General features: G+C 54.7%; 17 protein-coding genes. 13 read left to right on the forward strand and 4 right to left on the reverse strand.

Annotation, left to right across the window (positions count from 1 at the left end; all coding sequences use genetic code 11):
* Positions 1-279 precede the first annotated feature (279 nt).
* Positions 280-702 (forward strand): heat shock protein HslJ, encoded by a 423-nt coding sequence (hslJ, locus tag ACJY2G_RS14300; protein WP_120163981.1) that lies wholly within the window; start codon positions 280-282, stop codon positions 700-702.
* A gap of 56 nt (positions 703-758) precedes the next feature.
* Here hslJ and ACJY2G_RS14305 read toward each other — a convergent pair whose 3' ends face one another.
* Positions 759-1040 carry a putative hemolysin gene (locus ACJY2G_RS14305; protein ID WP_430320142.1) on the reverse strand — a complete coding sequence of 94 codons (282 nt, stop codon included), beginning with the start codon at positions 1038-1040 and terminating at the stop codon, positions 759-761.
* 242 nt (positions 1041-1282) lie between these two features.
* Between ACJY2G_RS14305 and ACJY2G_RS14310 the strand changes: the two genes are divergently transcribed.
* Positions 1283-1939, forward strand: coding sequence for an MgtC/SapB family protein (locus ACJY2G_RS14310; RefSeq protein ID WP_112287264.1), 657 nt, complete (start codon positions 1283-1285; stop codon positions 1937-1939).
* A gap of 241 nt (positions 1940-2180) precedes the next feature.
* Positions 2181-5711, forward strand: coding sequence for a pyruvate:ferredoxin (flavodoxin) oxidoreductase (gene nifJ / locus ACJY2G_RS14315; protein ID WP_430320246.1), 3531 nt, complete (start codon positions 2181-2183; stop codon positions 5709-5711).
* 317 nt (positions 5712-6028) lie between these two features.
* Here the strand turns inward: nifJ and ACJY2G_RS14320 are convergent, their stop codons facing one another.
* The 3 genes from ACJY2G_RS14320 to ascF form a co-directional block, all read right to left on the reverse strand.
* The gene (locus tag ACJY2G_RS14320) at positions 6029-7108 is read right to left on the reverse strand and encodes a 1,4-beta-xylanase (protein ID WP_430320141.1); all 1080 of its coding nucleotides are present in this window, start codon (positions 7106-7108) and stop codon (positions 6029-6031) included.
* A 364-nt stretch (positions 7109-7472) separates the two neighbouring features.
* Positions 7473-8903, reverse strand: coding sequence for a 6-phospho-beta-glucosidase (locus ACJY2G_RS14325; protein WP_132966118.1), 1431 nt, complete (start codon positions 8901-8903; stop codon positions 7473-7475).
* 15 nt (positions 8904-8918) lie between these two features.
* Entirely contained in the window at positions 8919-10394 is a 1476-nt protein-coding gene (gene ascF / locus ACJY2G_RS14330; RefSeq protein WP_439291871.1) for a PTS cellobiose/arbutin/salicin transporter subunit IIBC, read from the reverse strand.
* Positions 10395-10687: 293 nt separating this feature from the next.
* Between ascF and ACJY2G_RS14335 the strand changes: the two genes are divergently transcribed.
* The 10 genes from ACJY2G_RS14335 (at position 10688) to ACJY2G_RS14380 (ending at position 23141) form a co-directional block, all read left to right on the forward strand.
* On the forward strand, positions 10688-11704 hold the full coding sequence (locus ACJY2G_RS14335; protein ID WP_430320139.1) for a LacI family DNA-binding transcriptional regulator: 1017 nt from the start codon (positions 10688-10690) through the stop codon (positions 11702-11704).
* 135 nt (positions 11705-11839) lie between these two features.
* Positions 11840-12067, forward strand: a complete 228-nt coding sequence (locus ACJY2G_RS14340; RefSeq protein WP_112288513.1) for a hypothetical protein — start codon at positions 11840-11842, stop codon at positions 12065-12067.
* Between the two features lie 347 nt (positions 12068-12414).
* Positions 12415-14499 carry a putative bifunctional diguanylate cyclase/phosphodiesterase gene (locus ACJY2G_RS14345; protein WP_430320138.1) on the forward strand — a complete coding sequence of 695 codons (2085 nt, stop codon included), beginning with the start codon at positions 12415-12417 and terminating at the stop codon, positions 14497-14499.
* 790 nt (positions 14500-15289) lie between these two features.
* Positions 15290-16024, forward strand: a complete 735-nt coding sequence (locus ACJY2G_RS14350) for a FadR/GntR family transcriptional regulator (protein WP_430320137.1) — start codon at positions 15290-15292, stop codon at positions 16022-16024.
* Positions 16014-17039 (forward strand): ABC transporter ATP-binding protein, encoded by a 1026-nt coding sequence (locus tag ACJY2G_RS14355; protein ID WP_430320245.1) that lies wholly within the window; start codon positions 16014-16016, stop codon positions 17037-17039. The genes ACJY2G_RS14350 and ACJY2G_RS14355 overlap by 11 nt, the downstream gene beginning before the upstream one ends.
* The gene (locus ACJY2G_RS14360) at positions 17036-18151 is read left to right on the forward strand and encodes an ABC transporter ATP-binding protein (RefSeq protein WP_430320136.1); all 1116 of its coding nucleotides are present in this window, start codon (positions 17036-17038) and stop codon (positions 18149-18151) included. Before ACJY2G_RS14355 ends, ACJY2G_RS14360 begins: the two co-directional genes overlap by 4 nt.
* Positions 18148-19665, forward strand: coding sequence for an ABC transporter substrate-binding protein (locus ACJY2G_RS14365; RefSeq protein ID WP_430320135.1), 1518 nt, complete (start codon positions 18148-18150; stop codon positions 19663-19665). The genes ACJY2G_RS14360 and ACJY2G_RS14365 overlap by 4 nt, the downstream gene beginning before the upstream one ends.
* Positions 19666-19682: 17 nt before the next feature.
* Positions 19683-20627, forward strand: coding sequence for an ABC transporter permease (locus ACJY2G_RS14370; protein ID WP_430320134.1), 945 nt, complete (start codon positions 19683-19685; stop codon positions 20625-20627).
* 1 nt (position 20628) lies between these two features.
* The gene (locus ACJY2G_RS14375) at positions 20629-21504 is read left to right on the forward strand and encodes an ABC transporter permease (RefSeq protein ID WP_430320133.1); all 876 of its coding nucleotides are present in this window, start codon (positions 20629-20631) and stop codon (positions 21502-21504) included.
* 29 nt (positions 21505-21533) lie between these two features.
* Positions 21534-23141, forward strand: a complete 1608-nt coding sequence (locus ACJY2G_RS14380) for a gamma-glutamyltransferase family protein (protein ID WP_430320132.1) — start codon at positions 21534-21536, stop codon at positions 23139-23141.
* The last annotated feature ends 144 nt before the right edge of the window (positions 23142-23285 follow it).

The raw sequence follows: 23285 nt of genomic DNA on the forward strand, positions 1-23285 counted from the left end.
TAAAATGACGCTTTTATGATGGGGAGATGACGGGATAAAGACGGACAAGGTTTTAAGCTCCTCCCCCAGCGAAGGGGGAGGCCGGGAGGGGGTTTTACAGGCAACTTCAAATTCTGAGTTGTCATTAATACCCCACCCCAACCCTCCCCTTCGCAGGGGAGGGAGTTAAGGGCTTAAAATCCCCATCCATTCACGCTATAATACTCCGACAAATATTGCATAAGTCAGTTGAATGTATCGACATGGCGAGTGCTAAAGGAATATTTCTCAGGAGAGAAGATGAAGAAGTCACTGTTTATTCTGGCCGCCGCGATGACTCTGGGTGCCTGCAGCATGAATCAAGACACTACTGTGAAACAAAACGACCTGCAGCATCACCGCTTTGAACTGCTGAGTGTGGATGGTCAGACGGTTCCTGCTGCGCAGGGGCGTATTCCGGAAATCGAATTCGGCTCAAACATGCATGTTTCCGGCAAAATGTGTAACAACTTCATGGGTCAGGGCAAGCTGCAAAACAACGTGCTGACCGTGAAAGGCCTGGCGTCCACCATGATGCTGTGCCCGGATGAAAATCTGAATAAATGGGATCACGTGATCAGCGACGTTCTGAATAACGGCGCGGCAGTGACCCTGCAGGATCACAAACTGACCCTGACGCAGGGCAAACACCAGCTGGTATATCGTCTGAAAGACCGTATGTAACAGCAGGTATGTCGTAGCACGAATGCAAAAACGCCAAACATCAGTTTGGCGTTTTATCAGGCTTTACAGAGTCCCTGCATCAGCGCGCCTTCAGAGCACTGACGGCCATTCGCCATCGAACACATGCCGACACGGCTGCCATCAAGCTGCGGCGCCATTCGTAACTGGCCTCCCGCCATGGAACAGGCTGCATAAGCCGGGCTGTCTATATTAACGGTGCGCTGTCCGATATTAACGCTGTTGCCTTTTTGCACAACTTCAGCCGAATCGTCGTGGCTGCTGCATGCGGCTAACACCAGCACACCCGCGGCCAGTAACACGCGAAACGCAGTGATCATCTGTCCTGCTCCTGAATATGACGGGGGGAATTTTTTTCGAATCGCCATCATATCCGACGTTTTTCATCGCCGTCGAGCCCTCCGGAGAAATAACATCAACTTTTTCCTAAAAAAAGGGCGTATTTAAACACTCAGACACATTTTATTTCGCCTGGTTATTTCTTCTGCTAATAAAATTAACGGTTATTAACCTATTTTCCGTCTACATACACTGGAAAATATAATCAACAAGGAGCCTTTTTATGCTGACAGATTTTCTCCTGCGTATTGCCCTCGCCGGAGCCCTGGGTGGCTTAATCGGTATTGAGCGTCAGCTGCGCGCGAAAGAAGCCGGATTACGCACCCATATTCTGGTGGGTATCGGCAGCGCGATGTTTATGATTGTGTCGAAATACGGTTTCGCCGATATCCTGATGCAAACCCACGTCAGTTTCGACCCCAGCCGTGTCGCCGCACAGGTCGTCAGCGGGATGGGTTTCCTCGGCGCCGGGACCATCATTATTCAAAAACAGATTGTGAAAGGCTTAACCACCGCCGCCGGTTTGTGGGTGACCGCCGCCATTGGTCTGGTGATTGGTAGCGGGTTGTACGAAATCGGTATATATGGCGCTTTCATGACCTTAATTGTGCTGGAAGTCTTTCGCCAGATCAGCAATCACTGGGTCGGCCATCACCATTTAATCGAAATACGCCTGATGCCGGAAAGCGTGCCTGCGGTGTTATTATCGTTACAGAAAATGCGTATACGTCCGGGTCATATCAAAGTGAATCAGCGCGACGAAGATGAAAGTAAATGTGAACTGGTTCTGGATGTGATCCTGCGTCCGAAACAAAGCGTGGATAAATTGTACGAGGCGCTGATGTCGGTGAAAGGAATAAAACGCATCGATATTAATTAATCGCCGTTTCATTTCCTCATTGCCCTATTTAGCCGCTGCTGAGTTTGTGTTTTCCGCCAGCGGCTAATAAAAATCCTTACACCGCAGGTCATTGCGTAACCGGTTCAAAAATAGAGCGAAATAGCCCTGCACACAATCAGGATAAATCGATTAATCCGCCCTCTGCTAAGCTTTTATCATTCTTGCCAGCAAAACGAATTTCCTGCTGGCCGCAATTGTGAGCAACGCAAAAGGGTATTCCATGATCACCACTGACGGTAATAACGCAGTCGCTTCCGTGGCTTATCGCACTAACGAAGTGATTGCCATCTACCCGATCACACCAAGTTCCACCATGGCCGAAATTGCCGGTGCATGGTCAGGCGAAGGAAAGCAAAATCTGTGGGGCGATGTCCCGACGGTAATGGAAATGCAGTCCGAAGCCGGGGCAATTTCTACCGTTCACGGCGCATTGCAGACCGGTGCGCTGTCGACCTCCTTCACCTCGTCGCAGGGTCTGTTACTGATGATCCCGACGCTCTACAAACTGGCCGGTGAGCTGACGCCGTTCGTGCTGCACGTCGCGGCGCGCACCGTCGCCACCCACGCGCTGTCGATTTTTGGCGATCATTCCGATGTGATGGCCGTGCGCCAGACCGGTTGCGCCCTGCTCTCTGCTGCCAGCGTGCAGGAAGCACAAGACTTCGCGCTGATTTCTCAGGTCGCCAGTCTCAACAGCCGCGTGCCGTTTATTCATTTTTTTGATGGCTTCCGTACCTCGCACGAAATCAACAAAATTGCCCCGCTGAGCGATGACACGCTCCAGCAGATGCTGCCGCAGGCGCAGATTGACGCACACCGCGCACGCGCCCTTTCGCCGGATCATCCGGTGATCCGCGGGACGTCTGCTAACCCGGACACCTATTTCCAGTCACGCGAAGCCACTAATCCGTATTACGACGCGACCTGTCAGCACGTTATCGACGCCATGAATGCGTTTGCCGCCCTAACCGGCCGCGAATATAAGCCGTTCGAATATGTCGGCGATCCGCAGGCAGAACGGGTGATTGTGCTGATGGGTTCCGGGATCGGCACCGCCGAAGAAGTGATTGAAACCCTGATTGCGCGCGGTGAGAAAGTCGGCGTGCTGAAAGTGCGTCTGTACCGTCCTTTCAGCGCAGAACATCTGTTGTCCGTGCTGCCGCAGACGGTGAAAAGCATTGCAGTGCTCGATCGCACCAAAGAGCCGGGCGCGCTGGCTGAGCCGTTATACCTCGACGTGATGACCGCACTGGCAGAAGCGTATAGCCGTAGAGAACGGGATACGCTGCCAAAAGTGACCGGCGGACGTTACGGGCTATCCTCGAAAGAGTTCGGCCCCGACTGCGTGATGTCGATATTCCGCGAGCTGTCACTCAGCCAGCCACGTCCGCGCTTTACCGTCGGCATTTATGACGACGTGACAGGCCTTTCCCTGCCGGTGGTGGAAGAAGATTTACCGCAGCACGCTTCGCTCGAGGCCCTGTTCTACGGGCTGGGCAGCGACGGTTCGGTATCTGCCACCAAGAACAATATCAAGATTATCGGCAACAGCACGCCGATGTATGCGCAGGGGTATTTCGTTTACGACTCCAAAAAGGCCGGTGGTCTGACGGTGTCGCATCTGCGCGTCAGCGAAAAGCCGATCAAATCCGCGTATCTGGTCAGCCAGGCGCATTTCGTCGCCTGTCATCAGTGGCAGTTTATCGATCTGTATCAGATGGCAGAACGTCTGCGTCCGGGCGGTATTTTCCTGCTCAATACGCCGTTCAGCGCTGATGAAGTCTGGGCACGTTTACCGCTGGAAGTTCAGGCGACGCTTATCCAGCGCGAAGCCCGTTTATATGTGATTAACGCCGCCAAAATTGCCCGCGAATGCAAACTCGGCGCGCGCATTAACACCGTCATGCAGATGGCGTTCTTCCACCTGACGCAGATCCTGCCGGGCGAACAGGCGCTCGCCGAATTGCAGGGCGCGATTGCCCGCAGCTACAGCAGCAAAGGCGAGGAAATCGTCACCCGCAACTGGATGGCGCTGGCGGCCACGCTGGAAGAACTGGTTTCTGTGCCGTTACAGGCGATTCCGGAAAATCCACGCAAACGCCCGCCGATTGTGTCCGACGCTGCGCCGGATTTCGTCAAAACCGTCACTGCCACCATGCTGGCCGGTCTTGGCGACGCACTGCCGGTTTCCGCTTTCCCGCCGGACGGCACCTGGCCGACAGGCACCACGCAATGGGAAAAACGCAACATTGCCGAAGAAGTGCCGATCTGGAAGCCGGATTTGTGTACTCAGTGCAACCACTGTGTCGCGGCCTGTCCGCATTCCGCCATCCGCGCCAAAGTGGTACAGCCGGAGTTTATGGAAGACGCGCCGTCTGCACTGCAATCTCTGGATGTGAAATCCCGCGACATGCGCGGCCAGAAATACGTATTGCAGGTTGCGCCTGAAGACTGCACCGGCTGTAATCTTTGCGTGGAAGTGTGCCCTGCAAAAGATCGTCAGGATCCGTCCATCAAAGCCATTAACATGGCAGACCGCATTGAACATCTGGAAGAAGAACGCGCCAACTATGACTTCTTCCTCAAACTGCCGGAAATTGATAAAACCACGCTGGAACGTATCGATATCCGCACGTCGCAGCTGATCACGCCGCTGTTTGAATATTCCGGTGCCTGCTCCGGTTGTGGCGAAACACCTTACATCAAACTGCTGACCCAGCTGTACGGCGATCGTTTGCTGATTGCCAACGCCACCGGCTGTTCATCGATTTATGGCGGCAACCTGCCTTCAACGCCGTACACCACCAACGCCGATGGCCGCGGTCCGGCCTGGGCAAACTCGCTGTTTGAAGATAACGCCGAATTCGGGCTGGGCTTCCGTCTGACTGTCGATCAGCATCGCCGTCGCGTGCTGCGTTTAGTCGCCTCGCTGGAAGAACATATTCCCGCCGAACTGTTAGGCGGCCTGCGCGATGAGACGTCCACGCCGGAAGTGAAACGTGAACATGTCACGGCGCTGCGTAACATTCTGGCAGACATTGATACGCCGGATGCGCGTCAGCTGGCGACCGACGCCGATTATCTGGTGGATAAATCTATCTGGCTGATTGGCGGCGACGGCTGGGCGTATGACATCGGTTTCGGCGGGCTGGATCACGTGCTGAGCCTGACGGAAAACGTCAACGTGCTGGTGCTCGATACCCAGTGTTATTCCAACACCGGTGGCCAGCAGTCGAAGGCAACGCCGCTTGGCGCGGTGACGAAATTTGCCGAACAGGGCAAACGGAAATCGCGTAAGGATCTGGGCGTCAGCATGATGATGTACGGTCATGTGTATGTGGCGCAAATTTCGCTCGGTGCGCAACTGAACCAGACAGTGAAAGCCATTCAGGAAGCCGAAGCGTATCCGGGGCCGTCGCTGATTATCGCGTACAGTCCGTGCGAAGAACACGGTTACGATCTGGCGCTCAGCCATGACCAGATGAAACAGCTGACCACCACCGGTTTCTGGCCGTTGTACCGCTTCGATCCGCGCCGCGTGGAAGAAGGTAAACCGGCACTGGCACTGGATTCAAGGCCACCTTCCAGCGGACTGACCGATACGCTCAACAACGAGCAACGCTTCCGTCGACTGAATTCCCAGCAGCCGGAAGTGGCAGAAATGTTGTATGCGGCGGCAGAGAAAGAGTTGCAGCAGAAATATGACTTCTTAGCCATGCTGGCCGGGAAAAAGGCGGAACCGGAGTCTTAAAACTGAAGCGCTGCCGCCCTTCCCGGGCGGCTTTTTTCATCGTAAATCACCCTGCTCGAATTTTGCGGAAATCACAGGTGAAGTTTCTTTAATTACTTAACGCGATTTCTCAGGCCAAATTTCTAAAGAGTACTAACATCGTTCCGGGAGCACGTCTCTCGTTCCAAAACTAAATTTTAGTGATCATTCACTGGCCTTCGCTCGCGAAGGCTTTTTTTATAATTTCTGCATCAGGCGATATCAATGTTCAGGACAGATATGAGACGCATATCGCCTGCCGAAAAACCTGACGCATTGAATAAATCACTCCCTGCGCGTTATTTCATTCGTGTTAAACGGCGAACCAGGTCCATTTCTGTGCGACGGAATGGAATGCCGTATTCATCCAGCACATCGTGAAACCACAAATGCGCATAATCGTGATTGCCCTTACGCACCGAGGGCCACGGCAGCGTAGTTTGCGTTTTACCGCGCACTAATCCCCACTGATAACAGCCCGCATTGAATGCGCTGAACAGCGGCAGTTGTTCCTCGAACACGCTCCCGACGTGGCGCGCCAGCCATTCGGTACATAACACCGGACGGTCGTATTTCTGCCAGAAACGCAACGCCTGCAAAAGCTTCGGCGTGGCGACGTAGGCGTGGAAACTGATGATATCGGAAAGTTTTGCCGCTTCGACATCAATGGGATGGGTGAAGAATTCGTTTTCCGGCTCATCCGGATCCTGCGAGAAATGCCATGCGCAGACAGTCAGCGGCTGAAGCGGATCTTCATCCCGCGCCCAGACAAACGCCTTTTGCATCAGTTCCAGCGCAAAGACTTCGAGTTTTTCGTCGTACGACACTTCCTCAAGCCCGCTGGCAAAAGTGCCACGGTTGCCCGGCTCGTTATACAAATCCCAGATAGCGATACGTTCATCGGTGCGGTAATAACGGACAATATCGCGCACATAACGCTCCACTTCCGGCCACATATCGCGGTTACACACCACATCGCGCCCCGGACTGGCTGCCGCCTGGCTGTTATGTTTACCCGGTTCCGGCGCTTTTTGCGGCCCGAGGAACGGCTCGTCGCCGGAGAACCCGCAGTCATCCATCAGCGTCAGCATCACTTTGATCTGATGACGGGCAGCAATCGCCAGAAACGCGTCAATACGCGCCAGCAAACCGTCGCGGTCATCCTGCCAGACAATAAACGGCAGATTGATGCGCAGCTGGTTGTAACCCGCCTCATGCGCCCAGCCGAGTTCCTGATCGATAGTTGGCGCATCAAAAGTCTCGCGCTGCCAGAGTTCCGTCCAGTTCACCGCCGTGCGTGGCAGATAGTTAAATCCACAAATCCAGCCTTGTCGCTGGCTCCACACGGATGCCTGCTCCCTGCTCCACTGCTGTTTCATTCATCGCTCCTGAAGTTAAATGCATTAACTGACATTATTAGCTGTCTTTTATTCTCTGCAGAGAATGGCTGCAAATTAATTGCTCAGGTTATGGAGTTAAGATCACACTCTTTTCACCTGATTCGCGCAGCCATCAGGGAATTTTAATGCGGTGGCAGAGTGTGAAATTAAAATATAGCGAAGGGATAAGCCGGAGTATAAAATTCGATTGGATACAATGAGATAATTATATTGCACGTTTGTTACGGATATTAATATTAATCACCATAAATAATGGCGGAAATAACGTCAGTAAATGAAATGAATGATTAATGCTTTCCGGTTAAAGGGAATATCTGATTTGCAGATATTCCCCTTTGCAGAATCAGTCCAGATCCACGCCGTTGCTGGCGATCACTTTCTTATACCAGTAAAACGATTTTTTTCTCTTTCTTTCCAGCGTGCCATTTCCGGCATCATCACGGTCGACGTAAACAAAGCCGTAGCGCTTACTCATTTCGCCGGTCGAAGCGGAAACCAGATCGATACAACCCCATGAGGTGTAGCCGATCAGCGGCACGCCGTCGGTGATCGCCTCGCCCATCGCGTGAATATGCTCGCGCAGATAGCTGATGCGGTAGTCGTCGTTGATTTCACCTTGCGCGTTGATTTCATCTTTCGCGCCGAGGCCGTTTTCCACCAGGAAAAGTGGTTTCTGATAGCGGTCGTACATCATGTTCATGGTGATGCGCAGGCCAAGCGGATCGATGCCCCAGCCCCATTCGCTGGCGTCGATGTAGGGGTTTTTCAGCGATTTGACGATGTTGGCCGCGCTGCTGTTGTTGTCGTTCATGTCTGCCGATGCGCAGCGTGACGCGTAGTAACTAAACGAGACAAAATCGACGGTGTTTTTCAGGATCTCTGCGTCGCCCGGTTCCGTCACCACGTTCACGCCCTTCTCTGCAAAGACCCGCCGGGTGTACGTCGGATATTCCCCACGCGCCTGCACGTCGATGAAGAACAGGTTTTCGCGATCTTTCTGCAACGCAGCCCAGACGTCCGCAGGCTTGCAAGTTTGCGGATAAAAATTACCGCCCGCCAGCATACAACCGACCTGATTTTGCGGATTCACTTCATGGGCGATTTTGGTCGCTAAAGCACTGGCAACCAGCTCATGATGCGCGGCCTGATATTTTACCTGCTCCTGATTTTCACCTTCTTCGAAGACCAGACCCGCGCCGGAGAACGGGCTGTGCAGCAGAATGTTAATCTCGTTAAACGTCAGCCAGTATTTCACCAGTCCGTCGAACGCCTCAAAACAGGTACGCGCATAACGTGCAAAAAACTCGACCATTTTACGGTTACGCCACGACCCGTATTCGATCACCAGATGCATCGGCACATCGAAATGGCACAGCGTGACCAGCGGTTCGATGCCGTACTTTTTGCATTCGGCAAACACGTCGCGGTAAAACGCGATCCCCTCCGCATTCGGCGTCAGTTCATCGCCGTTGGGATAAAGCCGGCTCCAGGCAATTGACGTGCGGAACACCGTAAAGCCCATTTCGGCCATCAGCGCGATGTCTTCTTTATAACGGTGATAGAAATCAATCGCCTGATGCGCCGGATAAAACTCGTCTTCTTTCAGTGAGAAACGTTTTTCCTGACCGGTTTTAACCGCCAGACGGTGCGCGCCGTGCGGGATCATATCAACCGTGGTCAGGCCTTTTCCGCCTTCAAAACTGCCGCCCTCAGCCTGATTTGCGGCAATCGCCCCGCCCCATAAAAAACCTTCAGGAAATGCTGATGCTGCCATGAGAAATCCTCTCCTTTAATTTATTTTAACTGCGCTCTGCGAAACCGCAAAGGCGGCGGGAACCGTTGATTCCGGCGCTGTATTTTTTGGCGCCACGGTTTCCACCGGAATATCTTCAAATCCGAGTAACAGCGTGGTGAAGAAGGAAATCACCACCGCGAGGATCATTACGCCCGCGACCCAGACAATGCTCATCGGATTTGACGGGTCAAAGAACTGCACGCTGGTAAACAGCCCCGGTGACGCCATCGAATGGCTGGCAAGTCCGCCTAATCCGGCCACGCCACCGCAGATGAAACCACTGATTAAACAGGCGATCAGCGGACGTTTCAGGCGCAGCGCCACGCCGTACAGCGCGGGTTCGGAAATCCCGGCGACAATCGCCGATGCCGCCGCCGCCAGCGCCGTCTGACGCAGCTCCGGGTTTTTGGTACGCCATGCCACCGCCAGCGAAGAACCGCCCAGCGACAGGTTCGCGCCAATTTCCGACGGCATGACCATGCCCTCTTTGCCGGTTTCGGCGATGGTCTGAATAATGGTTGGCGTGAACACGCGGTGCATGCCGGTCATCACCAGCAGCGGCCAGGCCGCGCCCATAATGGCGACAGAAAGCCAGCCGAGATAACTGTGAACGGTGTACACCACCGCCGAAATCCCGGTACCGATCCAGATACCCAGCGGGCCAATCAGCATGATGGCAACCGGTGCCGCAATCAGCATGATCAGCATCGGTTTGAGGAAGTTTTTGGTCACTACCGGTGTAATACGATCGACCCATTTTTCGATGTAAGACAGCAGCCAGGTCATGCACAGCGCCGGAATGACGGTGTAGGTGTATTTCACCGCCGTCACCGAAATACCGATAAATTCGACTTTCTGTCCCTGCGCCGCTTTCGCCATTAAATCGATAAATGCCGGATGCACCAAAATCCCGGCAATGGCAATCGCCAGCGACATATTGGTTTTGAATTTCACTGCCGCCGACGCCGCCACCATCACCGGCAGGAAGAAGAACGCGCCGTCGCCGATGGTGTTGAGGATAATCAGCGTTGAGGCACCCTTGTCGAAAACACCGGTCATATCCAGGATCATCGCCAGCAGTTTGACCATCGAGCCACCGATAATCGCCGGGATCAGCGGTGACATGGTGCCGATCAGCGCATCGAGAATGCCGGACCCAATGCGTTTAAGCGTGATTTTGCTTTTGGCCGGCGCGTCATCACTGGCCGCAGCAAAGCCTTCCGGCAGCAGTTTCAGCACTTCGGCGTAGGCCTGAGAAACATTGTTACCGATGATCACCTGACACTGTTTTTCATTGCGCACCACACCCATCACGCCGGTAATGGCTTTCAGCGTGGCGGTATCGACGGCAGATTCATCATTCAGCACGAAGCGCAGGCGTGTCATGCAGTGCGTCACTGCTGCCACATTCTCTGCACCACCGATTGCCGCGACAACCGACTGTGATATTGCTGCAAAATTTTTAGACATGAGTAAAAACTCTCTCGGATTCATAGGGTTATGAATGTTTTTTCAGAAGCCCTGGCTTCTGTGAAACCGCTTTTTATGCAACGTACTGGTTCTTTTGTGAAAGGCTGTGAAACGATAGGTAACCGGTTTCATACGAGAATGTGCAGTTCTATTCCTGACATCAATAAAAATCTGCAACGCTGTTTTATTTTTGTGATGGCGATCTCCCGCTGGCGTTGAGCCGGGCTCAATTCATCGCAAAATGCGCGGAATGTGTAGAATGACGGATAATTTTTCTTTTTTGGGTGCGGCTGATGTCAACAATGCAGGAAGTGGCTAATAAAGCAGGAGTTTCCAAAGCCACCGTTTCCCGAGTGCTTTCCGGTAAGGGATATGTGAGCCAGGAAACCAAAGATCAGGTGTTTAAAGCGATTGAGGAAGCGGGCTACCGGCCAAATCTGCTGGCACGGAATCTGGCGACCAGCAAATCCATGTGCATCGGACTGGTGGTCACCAACACCCTGTATAACGGCAATTATTTCAGCGAGTTAATCTCACAGGCGGCAAAAAAACTCGATGCCAACGGACGTCAGCTGATCCTGGTCGATGGCAAACACAGCGCCGAAGAGGAACGCGAAGCCATTCAGTTTCTGCATGATTTGCGCTGCGACGGCATTATTATTTATCCGCGCTTTTTATCCGTCGATGAAATGGATGACATCATCGATAAATATAAAAAGCCGGTGATGGTAGTGAACCGTAAATTACGAAAACATCAGAGCCACTGTATTTATTGCGATCACAAAGGTTCAGGTCTCCAGGCCACCAATGCGCTGATTGAGCGCGGCCATCGCAATATTGCTTTTATTACCGGCTCGATGGATTCCCCGACCGCGATTGAGCGCCTGTCAGGTTATAAAGAGGCGCTGATGGCAGCCGGTTTACCGGTAAATGATGCACTGATTATCCCCGGTAAATGGTCAGCAGCCAGCGGTGCCGCCGCCGTAGAAGCCCTGCTCGCCGCCGGTCAGACGTTCAGCGCCATTCTTGCCAGTAACGATGAAATGGCGATCGGCGCGATGAAGAAACTGAATGATGCCGGAATTGCCGTCCCCGCCGATGTTTCGGTGATCGGGTTTGATAATATCCCGACTGCGCCGTTTCTTATTCCGGCGCTGTCGAGCGTGAAAGATCCGGTCAGCGATATGGTCAGTGAAGTCATCAGCCAGATTATTTCCATGCTCGATGGCGGTTATTTGTCCGAACAGAATAAGTTTGTATCAGAGCTTATTTTGCGGGAATCGGTGACGAGCGGACCGGCTCTTCCTTAAGCTTTCCGTAAACGCGGTTTAAATTATCCGTTAAACACCACCGATTAAGCCTTTTCCGAATTGTCGTTTATCCCTTTGCCCTGCATTGTGCGCGTGAACATGATCCACCGTCATGACGGGACACAGGAAACAAAAATGAAAAAATCTGGAATGGTTGTTCTTTGCGCAGCACTGCTGGTTGCGAGTGTCAGCGTCTTTGCTGAAGGCCCGCGTCAGCCGCCGGTTAAAGAGCCGCAGCCGGTACATAAAACGCACAAGCCGGTTGTTCATCATCAGCCTGCGCATCACAAAGCTAAACCGGTGCCGGTTCATCACAAGGTGAAACCAAAGCCGGAGATGAATAAGCCCGAACATCGCGGCTAAACAATTTCATGACAAGCCGCACACTGTTGCGGCTTTTTTGCATGCTGATTAAACACGTGTAACGCCTGAACGTTGTGTGCCTTTTTATTAAAGTTACTTCCCCGTCTGCCGATAACTTCCGTGCTATTTAAAACCCAAAGAGTGAATTTCACTTAAGGCCGATCTTTTTGCTAAATACGCTTAAATTTAAGCACGTTAGAAGCAAAATTTGGCGAAGTAAGAATTATCTTATGCTAACGTTTCATCCGCACATCACAGCAAAAATGCGTCGGGACAGGCGCACTATTTAGCCGGACTTTAGTACGGAAGGATCCCCGTAAAGGCGGCAGGCTAGCAGGCAAAATAAAATGAGCGAAGATTCTGATGTATTGTATCGGTTGCTGGTTCAGCGCGTAGAAGACTACGCGATTTACATGCTTAAACCCGATGGCATTATTGCGAACTGGAATGCCGGTGCGCAGAGGGCAAAGGGTTATACGCCCGAGGAAATAGTCGGAAAGCATTTTTCGTGTTTTTACACCGAAGAAGACCGCAAAAGCGGCTGGCCACAGCACGGCCTGGAAACAGCGCGCGAAACCGGCCGCTATGAATCCGAAGGCTGGCGACAGCGCAAAGATGGCACTCTCTTCTGGGCGCACATCATTATTGAAGCGTTGCGTGAAGCCGGTGAGATCATAGGTTTTGCCAAAATCACCCGCGATGTGACAGAACGTCGTGAAGCCGAACAGGCATTGTTACAGGCCAAAGAACTGGCTGAATCTAACAGTGAGCAACTCGCTTCCCTTTCGCAGTTTCTGAATACGGTCATCGCCAATATCCCGTCATCCGTGATTGTTGAGAATGCGGTTTCCCGCGAGATCTTACTGGTTAACCGTCAGGCAGAACGTTTACTGGGCATTTCACGTGAAAAAATGCTCGGTAAACGTCCGCAGGATTGCATGGGTTCAGGGCTGAGCACCTTTATCAATAAGCAGTCGGACGAGTGTCTGCGCGCAGAAGGGGTTCACCGCAGCGAACAGCAATTGCTGACCGCCATCGGCGACCGCACGTTGCAGACCACCAGTTCGGTGATCCGCGGCAACGATCCGCAGACCAGCTACGTGATGATGATCGCTGACGACGTGACGGATCAACAGGCCGCACATGCCCGGATTCATCACATGGCGCACCACGATAATCTGACCAGTCTGCCGAACCGCATTCTGTTCAGCCAGCGTCTGAGCGAGGCGTTGCAGCGTGACAGTTATAGCCACAGCCACACCGCCACGCTGTGTCTGGATCTCGATAACTTCAAAAACGTCAACGACGCACTGGGCCATCAGATTGGTGATGAACTGCTGCGTGCGATTTCCAAACGTCTGCGCATGACGCTGCGTGATGACGATACGCTGGCGCGCATTGGCGGCGATGAATTTGCCGTGGTGCTGCCGGGGCTGAAAGACATTTCAGCGGCACATCAGATTTCTAAACGACTGATTGAATCAGTGCGCCCGCCAGTGATCATCGACGGCCATTCGCTGTCTGTCGGTCTGAGCATTGGTATTGCGCTGGCAGATTCGGCAGAAAATACCCCGGATCAGTTACTGCGTTGTGCGGATATGGCGCTGTACGAAGCCAAACGTAATGGCCGTAACCGCTACGAAGATTTCCGCATCGAAATGGATGCCGCCGCCCGCAAACGCCGCGTGGTGGAAATGGATTTACGCGATGCGATCACCTGTAATCAGCTGCGTCTTTATTATCAGCCGATCACCGATGCACGTCATGATGCAGTCATTGGATATGAAGCGCTGATGCGCTGGCAGCATCCGGAAAACGGACTGATTATGCCGGTCGATTTCATTCCGATTGCCGAAGAAACAGGACTGATCCACAGTCTTGGCTCATTTGCTTTGCACGAAGCCTGCCGTGAAGCGACCACCTGGAAAGGCAATCAGACGGTTGCGGTAAACCTTTCACCGATCCAGTTTAAAAACAGCGGGCTGGTGTCTGTGGTGGAATCTGCGCTGGAAGCTTCGGGGCTGGATCCGTCACGTCTGGAAGTTGAAATCACCGAATCGGTATTGCTCGATAACACACTGGGAAACATCAGCATCCTGCGCAAACTGAAGGCGCTCGGCGTGCGCATTGCACTGGATGATTTCGGCACCGGTTATTCGTCGCTGAGTTATCTGCGCTCCTTCCCGTTCGACAAAATTAAAATCGACCGGTCGTTCATCAATGACATGCAGGACAGCCGCGAGGCTCTGGCGATCATCCGCGCCATTACTGGCATGAGCCGCAGTCTGGACATTCAGACCACAGCGGAAGGTGTGGAAACCGACGAGCAGTTCCGCCGTCTGAAAGAAGAAGGTTGTACGTTGTTCCAGGGATATTTCTTCGGACGGCCTCAGCCCTCAGAGTCAAGACTGGTTGGGTTTGCACCCCTCTGATGATAGGTATTAAACACGGGTTTTGTTGGGAGTGATTGGGGGAACAGCGGTATATATGGCTGTTATTTCTGACGATTGTTTTTGCACCCCCCCCTGTGAAAGGAAGCGAGCTGACCGTGTTTCCTTCCACACCGTAAGTGGCTGTTGACCTGCTCCTCCCCCTGCGAAAGGGAGCGAGCTGACCGTGTTTCCCTCCACAACGGAAGTGGGTGTTGACCTGCTCCTCCCCCTGCGAAGGGGGAGGTTGGGAGGGGGTTTTAAGGGCTAATACCCGGTCAAAGTATACTCCAAATTATTGATTTTACTTTAATACCCCACCCCAACCCTCCCCTTCGCAGGGGAGGGAGCTGAACTGAATTCCCTGGCTACTCTGCGAAAACCTGACCAGTACTCACAAACTTGCAGACGAAACCACTGCCCGTGTCCGCTACGACTTGCGAATTATTCCTTAATACCCCGCCCAACCCTTTCCTTCTTTGGTGAAGCAACGATATAGCGAACCATTAGCCAACTTATTACGCTTATTTGATCTACTTCTCATACCGCCACACCACGCACCATTACGATCCGTTAACATTAATTTAACGCACCACACGCGTGCATATCAGCCAGATATCAACACCTTAGAAATACTTAAACCGATCTTCCGATTAAAGCGTGTAATTTTTAGTCGTTTGAAATTAAAAACAAATTTGCCGTTCTGCCTAACTTTCTCATGAACCATTACAAAATTGGTTCAGAAAATGCAAAGGACTGATTAACGATTTAATTCCCAGCGGGAAACTGAAATATGCCAACAAATTCCGGGGCGCTGCCCCCTTCTAACGGGACCTCGAACTCAGCACTGGAACAGCTGCGTCAGCTGATACAGCAGCATCCCGATCAGACTCAGCCGTTACCGGCAGAGCGCGATCTGATGCAGATGTTTGACGTCGGCCGCCGTGAAATCCGCCGGGCGCTGGATGTGCTGGCAGAAGAAGGCCGCGTGTGGCGCAAACAGGGGAAAGGCACGTTCATCGGGCCGAACGGTCCTGCGCAGCCGCTGAGTTTGCAGACGTTACAGAAGCAATCGAACTTGCAGGAAGTGATGGAAGCGCGTTTGCAGCTCGAACCGGGGCTGGCGAAATACGCCGCACTGCGCGCCACGCCGGAACAGATACAGCTGATGCGCCGTTTGCTCGACAAGGTGAAAACCATGTCACGCGGCGATCCGGATCAGATTGAACTGTGGGACAGCGCATTTCACCGCGCAATTGCCGATGCCGCCGGTAACCGGTTGTTGCTTGGATTGTTCGATGCCGTCGATGCCATCCGCCGTGATCCAAGCTGGCTGGCGGTGCGTAACGCCGCACGAAATCAGGAGCGCCTGAACCGTTACGACGATCACCATGAGCGCATCGTAGAACACATCGCCGCACGCCAGCCCAAAGAGGCCGCCAGAGTCATGCGCGAGCACCTTCTGGCGCTGCAACAGGCGTTTCTTTCCACCCTGAATGATGATGACGAGGATTTTACTGATGACTGACCCGGCCAAACCCGTCACGCCGCTGTTACATATCAGCGACCTGCGGGTGCAGTTTTCCGGCTCCCCCGCGACCGTGCTCGACGGCATTTCCTTGCAGCTGGAAGCCGGAAAAACGCTGGCGCTGGTCGGGGAATCCGGTTGCGGCAAAAGCGTGACGTCGCTGGCGCTGATGGGGCTATTGCCTGCCAGCGCCAATGTGTTGCAGGGCGATATCCGCCTGAATGACACCTCGCTGCTCGGGCTATCTGAACGCCAGTACGCAGACCTGCGCGGTCAGGAGCTGGCGATGATTTTTCAGGAACCGATGACCTCACTCAATCCGGCGCTGACACTCGGCGATCAGCTGGCTGAAGCCGTAATGCGCCATCAGGGTGCGGATAAAAAACAGGCACGAATGCAGGCGCTGGAAATCCTGAAAAAGGTGCAAATTCCTGCGCCGGAATTGCGGATGGACGCTTATCCGCACCAGCTTTCCGGCGGTATGCGCCAGCGGGTGATGATTGCGATGGCGCTGATCAACCGTCCGCAATTGCTGATTGCCGACGAACCGACTACCGCGCTGGACGTCACCATTCAGGCGCAGATCCTCGCCCTGCTCAACCGCATTCAGCAGGAAACCGGCAGCGCATTGTTGCTGATCACCCATGACCTCGGCGTGGTGGCGGAAGTCGCTGACAGCGTGGCGGTGATGTATGCCGGACAAATCGTCGAACAGGGTCTGGTGGCCGATATTTTCAATAATCCGCAGCATCCGTACACCATCGGGCTGATGGGGTCGATGCCGTCGCTGGCCTCGCGCCAGGGCGCATTGTCCACCATTCCCGGTGCCGTACCGTTGCCGAAAGACATGCCGAAAGGCTGCCGGTTTTCGACGCGCTGTCCGTTTGCCGATGCGCGCTGCCATCAGGAACGTCCGGCGTTGCGTCCGCTGCATCAGTCTTCACACCACGTCGCCTGTTTTTATGCGCCGCTGGAAAATTTTTTTGCCCTGTCCGCTGAAGGAGCCTGCGCATGAGTCTCGCACCCCGCCCCATCCTGGAAGCCGCCGGGCTGACCAAAGTCTTCAAAGGTCCTTCAACGCTGTTCACGAAACCCAAAATCGTGCAGGCGGTGGATCGCATTTCGCTGCGCGTCTGGCATGGCGAAACGCTGGCGATTGTCGGCGAATCCGGCTCGGGAAAATCGACCCTTGGACGTCTGTTATTGCAGTTACTCAGCGCCACCGACGGCGACGTGTTTTATGAAGGCGAAAACCTGAAACAGTTTTCTGCTGACCAGATGAAAAAGCTGCGCCGCGACCTGCAAATCATTTTTCAGGATCCGTTTGCCTCGCTCAACCCGCGCATGACGGTAGAAGAAATCGTTGGCGAACCCCTGTGGTTGCACAACATCGTCAGCGGCAAAGCGGACAGGCAGGCCAAAGTGCGCGAACTGCTGACCACCGTCGGCCTGCCCGCCGCATTCAGTAACCGTTATCCGCATGAGTTTTCCGGCGGTCAGCGCCAGCGTATCGGCATTGCGCGTGCACTGGCGTCATCGCCAAAACTGCTGCTGGGTGATGAGCCGGTGTCGGCGCTGGATGTGTCGGTACAGGCGCAGGTAGTCAATTTGCTGGAAAATCTTAAACAGCAGTTTGGCCTGACGATGATCGTCGTCGCGCACGGTCTGGCGGTGATCCGCCATATGAGCGACCGCGTGGCGGTGATGTACCTCGGGCAAATCGTCGAACTCGCCAGCACCGATGACATTTTCGACCAGCCGCTGCATCCCTATACCCAGGCGCTGATTGCTTCCGCGCCACAGCTCGCGCCGGGGATGAAACGTCCGGTGCCGCTGCTGCAGGGCGATATGCCCAATCCGGCCAATATGCCGACCGGCTGCCGTTTCCATACCCGCTGCGCCTACGCTACCGACGAATGTCGACTGGTGGAGCCGCAACTTGAAACCGTCAGTGACAACCGCATGGTGGCCTGCCACCGCTGGAGCGAACTGCAACGGGATCGCACTTCGGTGCTGGTTCCGCCGCCGTCCGCCGCTTTCACCTTACGGCGTGCGCTGTTTGAACAAGCGAGCCAGAACCGGCTTTCACTTTCCACTCCGACATCAACTCTGGGAACCCGACCATGAAATTTGCACCCCGCTTAACTGCCTGCATTCCGGCCTTCATGTTGCTGACGTCTGCGGGCCTCGCCCATGCGGAAAGCACCCTGCGTATCGGCCTTGGCAGCGATCCTGACATGCTGGATCCGGCCACGGCGCGCACCTATTACGGGCGTTTCGTGTTCAGCGCCATGTGCGAACGGCTGGTGGATGTCGATCAACATCTGCAAATCGTTCCGGGTCTGGCGAAAGACTGGGCGTACAGCGAGGATGGCAAAACGCTGACCCTGAATTTGCGCGAAGGCGTGACTTTCCAGGACGGCGAAAAATTCGATGCGCAGTCGGTGAAATACAACATCGAACGTTATCTGACGCTGCCGGGTTCTTTGCGTAAAAGTGAGCTGTCCTCGGTTGAATCCGTGGAAGTCACCGCGCCATACACCGTGGTTTTCCATCTGAAAACGGCGGATGCCGCGCTGCTGATGCAACTGACTGACCGCGCGGGCACCATGATGGCGCCAGAGGCAACGGCCAAAGGCAACGTGGCGGCACATCCGGTCTGTTCCGGCCCGTATGAGTTTGTCAGCCGCGTTCAGCAGGATCGCATCGTGCTGAAACGGTTTGAAAATTACTGGAACAAAGGCGCATATCACTTCGATAAAGTGGTGTTCCTGCCGATCCCGGATGCGTCCGTGCGCCTGGCTAACCTGCGTGCGGGTGATCTGGATATCACCGAAGGTATTGCCGCCAGCGACACCGCCACGGTGAAAGCCGACAGCAATCTGCAACTGGCCAGCACCACCGGCCTGGGGTATATGGGGCTGACAATTAATCTCGCCAACGGCACCGCCAACACCAATACACCGCTGGCGAAAGATGCCCGTGTACGTCAGGCATTATCGCTGGCGATTGACCGCGACGCATTGAATCAGGTGGTGTTCCAGGGGCAGTACACGCCGGCGAATCAGGCTTTCTCGCCTGCCAGCCCGTATCACGCCGACATTCCGGTGCCAAAACGCGATATTGAAAAAGCCAAAGCGCTGCTGGCCGAAGCCGGTGTGAAAACGCCGCTGACCATTGATTTCCTGGTCGCCAACAACCCGACGTCCCAGCAGGTAGCGCAGGTGCTTCAGGCGATGGTCAGCGAAGCGGGCATCAACCTGAATCTGCAAATGACCGAATACGCCACGCTGCTGGATCGCCAGCAAAGCGGTGAATTCAAAATGAGCATGTCCGGCTGGTCAGGACGCCCGGATCCCGACGGTAATATCTTCTCGTTCCTCAATACCAAAGGCGGTCTGAACGATGGTAAATACAGCAATCCGCAGGTTGACCAGTGGTTGCAGGAAGCCCGTCTGACCAGCGATGTGGCTAAGCGTAAAGCCCTCTACAAACAGGTCGTTGTACAGGAAAACCTCGACGATCCGCTGGTGTATCTGTACTTCGAACCGCGCATTTTCGGTATCAACAAGAAAGTGACGGGTTTCGTGCCCTACGCCGACGGGCTGATCCGTTTGCAGGGTCTGGCGCTGAACAAGTAATTGCCTGAGGAAAGACAATGTTAGAACTGGTGGTGAAACGGCTGATTTCAGCCATACCGACGTTGTTTCTGGTCACGCTGATGGTGTTCTCGTTGCAGAAATTGCTGCCGGGCGACCCGATCACCGCGATGGCTGGCGAGGAACGGGATCCGGCAGTCATTGCGCAGTTACGAGAGCAATACCATCTGAATGATCCGATCCCCAGCCAGTATTTTCACTGGGTCGGCAACGCGCTGCGCGGTGATTTCGGCACCTCGCTGCGCACTCAGGAACCGGTGTTACAGCTCATCGCCAGCAAACTACCGGTGACGCTCGAACTTTCGCTGCTGGCGATGATTGTGGCGCTGATCATCGGCATCACTATGGGCGTGCTGGCGGCGGTGAACAAAGGCACCTGGATAGATAACGGCACCAATTTTCTGGCGCTGTCGGGGATTTCGATCCCCCATTTCTGGCTGGGTGTGCTGCTGATTATGCTGTTCTCGGTGAAACTGCACTGGCTTCCGGCGTCCGGTTACGTGCCGTTCTCAGAAGATCCGCTGCAAAACCTGAAAACCATGTTGCTGCCTGCGGCGGTGCTCGGCACCGGCCTTTCCGCCACGCTGATGCGCCATACGCGTGCGGCGATGATTGCGGTGCTGAAAACCGATTACATCCGTACCGCCCGTGCCAAAGGGCTGCTGCCGAAAATGGTGATCATGAAACACGCGCTGCGCAATGCGCTGGTGCCGATCATCACGCTGACGACCTTGCTGTTCGGCGAACTTCTGGGCGGCGCGGTGCTCAGCGAGCAGGTATTCACCATTCCGGGCTTTGGCAAAATGATCGTCGATTCAGTGTTTAACCGTGATTACGCCGTGGTTCAGGGCGTGGTAATGGTGGTCGCGGTCGGTTTTCTGCTGATGAATCTGCTGGCCGACGTGTTGTATGTGCTGGTCAACCCACGTATGCGGAGAACCTGAGATGAGCGTATCTGTGATTTCCGTGACAACGTCACTCCCTGTCCGCGAACCTAATCGTGTGCTGCGCAAATTTTTGCGTAATAAAAGCGCGGTGATTGGCGCAGTACTGGTCGTCACCTTCGCCCTGCTGGCTTTACTTGCGCCGTGGATTTCACCGTTTGATCCGATCAAAGCTGATTTCATGGCAGTGCGTAAAGCGCCTTCTGCCCTGCACTGGCTGGGTACCGATGAGCTGGGCCGCGACATTTTATCGCGCCTGTTCTGGGGGGCACGCACCTCGCTGATGGCCGGTTGTGTGTCGGTGATTATCGCGATTGTGATTGGCGTGCCGCTCGGCCTTATCGCCGGTTTCTGGCAAGGCTGGCTGGACAGCGTGATTTCCCGCGTGGTTGAGGCGCTGCTGTCGTGTCCGTTTCTGGTGCTGGCGATTGCGCTGGGCGCGTTCCTGGGTCCGAGTCTGGGCAATGCGATGATCGCCATCGGGCTTTCCGCCATGCCGATTTTCGCCCGCCTGACGCGAGCGCAGGTGATGAGTATCCGTAACGAGGATTATATCGAAGGTGCGCGGGCGATTGGCCTGCCCGACCGCTGGATCCTCTGGCGCTATGTGCTACCGAACGTGCTGTCGCCGATTCTGGTCCAGGCGACGCTGGCGATTGCCTCGGCGATCATCACCGAAGCCAGCCTGTCGTTTCTCGGCCTCGGCCAGCAACCGCCGGACGCCTCATGGGGTGCGATGCTTAATACTGCGCGCAGTTTCCTGGAGCAGTCGCCGTGGATGTCGATTTTTCCCGGTCTGGCGATTTTCCTGACCGTACAGGGTTTCAATTTGCTGGGTGACGGGCTGCGTGATGCGCTCGACCCGCGTTCTGAATAAACCGTTTGCCGCTTTTTTAAGGAAGAAACATGTCTGAGAATTACGATTTTAACGTAGCTTATCCGACCCTGCGTCCCTCGATGATGGGGGCTAATGCGGTCTGCGCGTCACAACCGCTGGCCGCACAGGCCGGTATGAAAATGCTGATGCTGGGCGGAAATGCCGCCGATGCGGCCATCGCCACCGCTATCGCCCTGACCGTGCTTGAACCAAGCGGCAACGGCGCAGGCAGCGACGCGTTCGCTATTATCTGGGACGGCAAAAAAGCCCACGGACTGAATGCTTCAGGCCGTTCACCCGCCGCGTGGACACCGGAATATTTCGCCGCTAAAGGTCTGGACGCCGTGCCGACCTACGGCTGGGATGCCGTCACCGTACCGGGCGCAGTCTCCGGCTGGGTGACGCTGGCAAAACGCTTCGGTACCCTGCCGCTGACCACGCTGGCACAACCGGCGATTGATTATGCCCGTAACGGTTTTCCGGTATCGCCGCTGATTGGCCGCCTTTGGGAAATCGCGGTCAAAAAACTGCATAACCAGCCGGGCTTTATGGAGTGTTTCGCGCCCGAAGGTCGTGCGCCGAAAATCGGTGAAATCTTCCGTAATCCGGCACTGGCGGATTCACTGGAACTGATCGCCAAAACTGAAGGCGAAGCGTTTTATCGCGGTGAACTGGCAGAAAAAATGGTGGCGCACTGTCAGGCCCACGGCGGCGCGCTGACGCTGGACGACCTGGCGAATCACAAAGCCGACTGGGTGGAAACCATGCAGCAGTCTTTCGCGGGCGGTTCGGTTCATGAACTGCCACCGAATGGTCAGGGTATCGCCACGCTGATCGCACTGGGCATTCTCGACAAACTGGATATCGGCAGCCAGCCGGTTGACTCGGTCGAAACCACGCACCTGTGCATTGAAGCGATGAAACTGGCGCTGGCGGATTTGGATCAGCACGTCACCGACAGCGAGCATATGTTCTTCGATCCGCAACTGTTTCTTAACGACGATTATCTGGCACAACGCGCGAAACTGATCGACCGCAGCAAAGCCAGCGACGTGACCTACGGCGCACCGCGTCCGGGCGGCACCGTGTATCTGACAGCGGCCGATTCCAGCGGCATGATGGTCTCTTTCATTCAGTCGAATTACATGGGCTTTGGTTCCGGCGTCGTAGTGCCGGGCACCGGTCTCAGCATGCAAAACCGTGGCTGTGGATTTACTCTCGATGCGGCACACGCCAACTGTGTCGCGCCGAACAAACGCACGCTGCATACGATCATTCCGGCCTTTGCCCAGGACGCCGCAGGTCAACCGCTGATGTCATTTGGCCTGATGGGCGGTCCGATGCAGGCACAGGGACATCTGCAACTGGCGCTGCGCGTGATGCTGTATAAACAAAATCCGCAGGCCGCGATAGATGCGCCACGCTGGCGGATTAACGGCGGGCGTCAGGTGGCGATCGAATCGACCTTCAATCACAACACGCTGGCTGCACTGCGCGCGATGGGTCATGAGCTGATCGTCGAAGACCCGCTCGGCGGCCATTCGTTCGGCGGCGCGCAGGTGATTGTCACTAATCCGGCAGGCGGTTATCTGGCGGGCACTGAATCGCGCAAAGACGGACAGGCGCTGGTGATGTAGTTTTGGTTTTCCTTCCATCGTGAATGGGTTTTGCCCTGCTCCTCCCCCTGCGAAGGGGGAGGACGGGAGGGGGTTTTAAGGGCTAACACCCTGTTTAAAAAAACCTTAACATCAGTTTTTGACCTTAATACCCCTCCCCAGCCC

The organism is Rahnella sp. ATs2, assembly GCF_051851855.1.
In the GTDB taxonomy this organism is placed as follows: domain Bacteria; phylum Pseudomonadota; class Gammaproteobacteria; order Enterobacterales; family Enterobacteriaceae; genus Rahnella; species Rahnella variigena.

Bases quoted from the DNA above. Each gene is read 5' to 3' on its own strand.
- ACJY2G_RS14380 (WP_430320132.1), top strand. From the start codon at position 21,534: ATGTCTGAGAATTACGATTTTAACGTAGCTTATCCGACCCTGCGTCCC.
- ACJY2G_RS14310 (WP_112287264.1), top strand. From the start codon at position 1,283: ATGCTGACAGATTTTCTCCTGCGTATTGCCCTCGCCGGAGCCCTGGGT.
- ACJY2G_RS14340 (WP_112288513.1), top strand. From the start codon at position 11,840: ATGAAAAAATCTGGAATGGTTGTTCTTTGCGCAGCACTGCTGGTTGCG.
- ACJY2G_RS14360 (WP_430320136.1), top strand. From the start codon at position 17,036: ATGAGTCTCGCACCCCGCCCCATCCTGGAAGCCGCCGGGCTGACCAAA.
- nifJ (WP_430320246.1), top strand. From the start codon at position 2,181: ATGATCACCACTGACGGTAATAACGCAGTCGCTTCCGTGGCTTATCGC.
- ACJY2G_RS14320 (WP_430320141.1), bottom strand. From the start codon at position 7,108: ATGAAACAGCAGTGGAGCAGGGAGCAGGCATCCGTGTGGAGCCAGCGA.
- ACJY2G_RS14305 (WP_430320142.1), bottom strand. From the start codon at position 1,040: ATGATCACTGCGTTTCGCGTGTTACTGGCCGCGGGTGTGCTGGTGTTA.
- ACJY2G_RS14325 (WP_132966118.1), bottom strand. From the start codon at position 8,903: ATGGCAGCATCAGCATTTCCTGAAGGTTTTTTATGGGGCGGGGCGATT.
- hslJ (WP_120163981.1), top strand. From the start codon at position 280: ATGAAGAAGTCACTGTTTATTCTGGCCGCCGCGATGACTCTGGGTGCC.
- ACJY2G_RS14335 (WP_430320139.1), top strand. From the start codon at position 10,688: ATGTCAACAATGCAGGAAGTGGCTAATAAAGCAGGAGTTTCCAAAGCC.
- ascF (WP_439291871.1), bottom strand. From the start codon at position 10,394: ATGTCTAAAAATTTTGCAGCAATATCACAGTCGGTTGTCGCGGCAATC.
- ACJY2G_RS14375 (WP_430320133.1), top strand. From the start codon at position 20,629: ATGAGCGTATCTGTGATTTCCGTGACAACGTCACTCCCTGTCCGCGAA.
- ACJY2G_RS14365 (WP_430320135.1), top strand. From the start codon at position 18,148: ATGAAATTTGCACCCCGCTTAACTGCCTGCATTCCGGCCTTCATGTTG.
- ACJY2G_RS14350 (WP_430320137.1), top strand. From the start codon at position 15,290: ATGCCAACAAATTCCGGGGCGCTGCCCCCTTCTAACGGGACCTCGAAC.
- ACJY2G_RS14370 (WP_430320134.1), top strand. From the start codon at position 19,683: ATGTTAGAACTGGTGGTGAAACGGCTGATTTCAGCCATACCGACGTTG.
- ACJY2G_RS14345 (WP_430320138.1), top strand. From the start codon at position 12,415: ATGAGCGAAGATTCTGATGTATTGTATCGGTTGCTGGTTCAGCGCGTA.